This is a genomic window from Pseudomonas sp. SED1, from assembly GCF_034044025.1.
In the GTDB taxonomy this organism is placed as follows: Bacteria; Pseudomonadota; Gammaproteobacteria; order Pseudomonadales; family Pseudomonadaceae; genus Aquipseudomonas.
Genome location: NZ_JAXCIS010000029.1, coordinates 1 through 3208, shown reverse-complemented (window position 1 = coordinate 3208; position 3208 = coordinate 1). Strand labels below are relative to the sequence as shown.

General features: G+C 61.7%; 3 protein-coding genes. 2 read left to right on the top strand and 1 reads right to left on the bottom strand.

Going from position 1 to position 3208, the window contains the following annotated elements; all coding sequences use genetic code 11:
- Positions 1-48 precede the first annotated feature (48 nt).
- Positions 49-966 (bottom strand): transcriptional regulator MetR, encoded by a 918-nt coding sequence (gene metR / locus SNL23_RS03865; protein ID WP_017480097.1) that lies wholly within the window; start codon positions 964-966, stop codon positions 49-51.
- 383 nt (positions 967-1349) lie between these two features.
- Between metR and SNL23_RS03860 the strand changes: the two genes are divergently transcribed.
- Together SNL23_RS03860 and SNL23_RS03855 are read left to right on the top strand one after the other, a co-directional pair.
- Entirely contained in the window at positions 1350-2369 is a 1020-nt protein-coding gene (locus SNL23_RS03860) for an alpha/beta fold hydrolase (RefSeq protein WP_076015616.1), read from the top strand.
- A 62-nt stretch (positions 2370-2431) separates the two neighbouring features.
- On the top strand, positions 2432-3088 hold the full coding sequence (locus tag SNL23_RS03855) for a DsbA family oxidoreductase (protein ID WP_318301655.1): 657 nt from the start codon (positions 2432-2434) through the stop codon (positions 3086-3088).
- Positions 3089-3208 lie beyond the last annotated feature (120 nt).

Below are 3208 nucleotides of genomic sequence, written 5' to 3'. Positions count from 1 at the left end.
CGCCACAGGACAGGCCAAAGGCCCCTAGCCACAGGGAACCGCCACACGTCAGCGTACGGCGCTGACTCCATCCAGGGTCGAAAACGAGGTGTCCTTGGCCGTCAGCAAAAAGTCGCGCATGTACGGCGCATCCAGCATGTCGGCGCGAATCCCGGCGTACAGCGTGGCGAACAAGCCTTTCTCCCCCAGCCGCTTGGCCTTCACATAACCCCGGGAGCTGTATTCATGCAGTGCCCAGTGGGGCATGCCGCACACGCCGCGACCGCTGGCCACCAACTGCATCATCATCACCGTCAGTTCCGAGGTGCGTACCTGGGCCGGTTCCACGTCGGCCGGTTCCAGGAAACGGGTGAAGATGTCCAGGCGATCGCGCTCCACCGGGTAGGTGATCAGGGTTTCGCTGATCAGGTCTTCGGGCACGATGTACGGCTTGTTCGCCAGCGGGTGCTGATTGGCCACGGCGAGCATGGCTTCGTAGGTGAACAACGGCACATAGGTGATGCCCGGCAGTTCCAGCGGGTCGGACGTCACCACCAAGTCCAGGTCGCCACGGGCCAGGGCCGGTAACGGCGCGAAGGCGAAGCCGGAGGCCAGGTCCAGTTCCACTTCTGGCCAGGCGTCGCGGAACTGGTCGATGGTGGGCATCAGCCACTGGAAACAGCTATGGCACTCGATGGCCATGTGCAAACGCCCGGCCGTGCCACCGGCCAGGCGTGCGATGTCGCGTTCGGCGCCGCGCAGCAAGGGCAGGGTGGCGTCCGCCAGTTGCAGCAGGCGCAGGCCGGCGCTGGTGAAGCGCAGTGGCTTGGTTTTGCGCACGAATAACTGCATGCCCAGGCGTTCTTCAAGCTCCTTGAACTGGTGGGACAGGGCCGATTGCGTCAGGTGCAAGCGCTCAGCGGCTTCCACCAGGCTGTCGGCTTCGCGCAAGGCGTGCAGGGTCTTGAGATGGCGGATTTCGAGCACGGGGTCTCCATGAATATAACTTGTGACAAATTCGGATCGGTTGAGTTTGTCTCATGTTGTTATGCCTGTCGACCGTCGTGCTCAAGTTCGGGGGGGCCTTCACGGTCGGTCAGCAGCAACGCCAGTTAGCACGTCCCGGCGGGGCGTGCGCCGTTAGAGGTGTGACCGGGTTGAGAACTGCCTGCAACGGCAGGAGTTGCTCGGTACTCAGTTGCCCTTGGGCTTAGGCCAGTTGTCCGCAGTGCGGGAGCAGGCTTTGATAGAGAGGTATCGAGACGACCATTGAGCGGCAGTCACGAAATTGTCACGCAACTGTGGCAGCGCGCTTGTACAAAGTTCATCAGACTCGCGCTCTACTGGGGTTCTGCGTTTCGGTGTTTTTCATGCGCGTGTTGTTTTTCATGGCCGCTCTATTGTTCGGCCTGCCGTCCTTTGCGGCTTCTCGATGTGATGTAAATGTGCCGACCCAACGGGTCGATCTGGAACAGGTAAGCCTGGCCTACCAGAGCATTGGTCGCGCCTCCGACCCGGCCTTGTTGCTGGTGATGGGCCTGGGCGGGCAGTTGATTCACTGGCCGGACGAAGTGGTGGTGGCCCTGTGTGAGCAGGGCTTTCGGGTGATTCGCTATGACAACCGTGACGTTGGCTTGTCTACCTGGCGCCAGGCACCGGCCAGCGCCAACCTGACGTTCGAAGTCCTGCGCTACAAACTCGGCCTGCCGGTGGCGGCGCCCTACACCCTGACGGACATGGCCGACGACGCGTTGGGCTTGATGGACGGCTTGCACATCCAGCAATTCCACGTGCTGGGCGCGAGCATGGGCGGGATGATCGCCCAGCACCTGGCGGCCATGGCACCGCAACGGGTGGAAAGCCTGACCCTGATCATGACCAGCTCCGGCGCCGAAGGCCTGCCGGCACCGAGTGCGGCGTTGGTGCAACTGTTGTCACGGCGCAGCGCGCCCAATCGTGAAGTGGCCCTGGAACAACAGGCCGACCTGCTGGCGGCGCTGGGCAGTCCTTATGTGAAGGATGATCGCAAGGTGTTGCTGCAGCAGGCGGCGCAGTCTTACGACCGGGCGTTCAACCCCGAGGGTGTGAAGCGCCAGATCATGGCGATCCTCGCTGAGCCCAGCCGGGTGGCGCTGCTCAACCAGCTGCGGGTGCCGACCCTGGTGGTGCATGGCACGGCCGACCCGCTGCTGCCGGTGATGCATGGGGTTCACCTCGCGGCGCATATCCAGGGCAGCCAGTTGCGGCTGATCCCGGGGTTAGCCCATCGCTTTCAGGAGGCGTTCAAGGCGCCGTTGCTGGCGGCGGTTTTGCCCTATTTGCAAGCGCATCGTGAGGATGCGGCGCATTGGGCGCAGATCGACCCGGTGGTACCTGCGAAGGTTTTGTAAGGGCTTGACGGGGTGTATCGTGGGGCCTTTCCGGCGTTTAATGCCAGCGAGGTTGCCTAGTCATGAGTACTCCCCTGAAGATCGATTTCGTCAGCGACGTGTCCTGCCCCTGGTGCATTATCGGCCTGCGTGGCTTGACCGAAGCCCTGGACCAACTGGGCCCGGAGGTGCAGGCCGAGATTCATTTCCAGCCTTTTGAGCTGAACCCGAACATGGCTGCTGAAGGGCAGAACATTACTGAGCACATCACTGAGAAATACGGCTCCACGGCTGAGCAGTCCCAGGCTAACCGGGCGCGGATTCGTGACATGGGCGCGGAGTTGGGGTTTGCGTTTCGTACTGATGGGCAGAGTCGTATCTACAACACGTTTGATGCGCATCGTTTGTTGCATTGGGCGGGGCTTGAGGGGTTGCAGTACAACCTCAAGGAAGCGCTGTTCAAGGCGTACTTTACGGATCAGCAGGACCCGTCGGATCACGGGACGTTGGCGGGGATTGCCGAGGGTGTTGGGTTGGATCGCGTACGGGCTGAAGCGATTCTGGCCTCGGATGAATATGCCGCCGAGGTGCGGGAGCAGGAGCAGTTGTGGGTGTCTCGCGGGGTGACTTCTGTGCCTACGATCGTGTTTAACGATCAGTATGCGGTGAGTGGTGGGCAGCCGGCTGAGGCGTTTGTCGGGGCGATTCGGCAGATTATCAGTGAGGGGGGCAAGGGCTGATCGGTGTACATATCCGTTTCTTCGGTAACGGCTGCCTATGGTTCCGCTCTTACAGCGGGTCACTTTTGAAAAGCGCAAAAGTAACCAAAACGCTCTGCCCCGCCTGTCGGCGCCTCGCCT

Bases quoted from the DNA above. Each gene is read 5' to 3' on its own strand.
- SNL23_RS03860 (WP_076015616.1), top strand. From the start codon at position 1,350: ATGCGCGTGTTGTTTTTCATGGCCGCTCTATTGTTCGGCCTGCCGTCC.
- SNL23_RS03855 (WP_318301655.1), top strand. From the start codon at position 2,432: ATGAGTACTCCCCTGAAGATCGATTTCGTCAGCGACGTGTCCTGCCCC.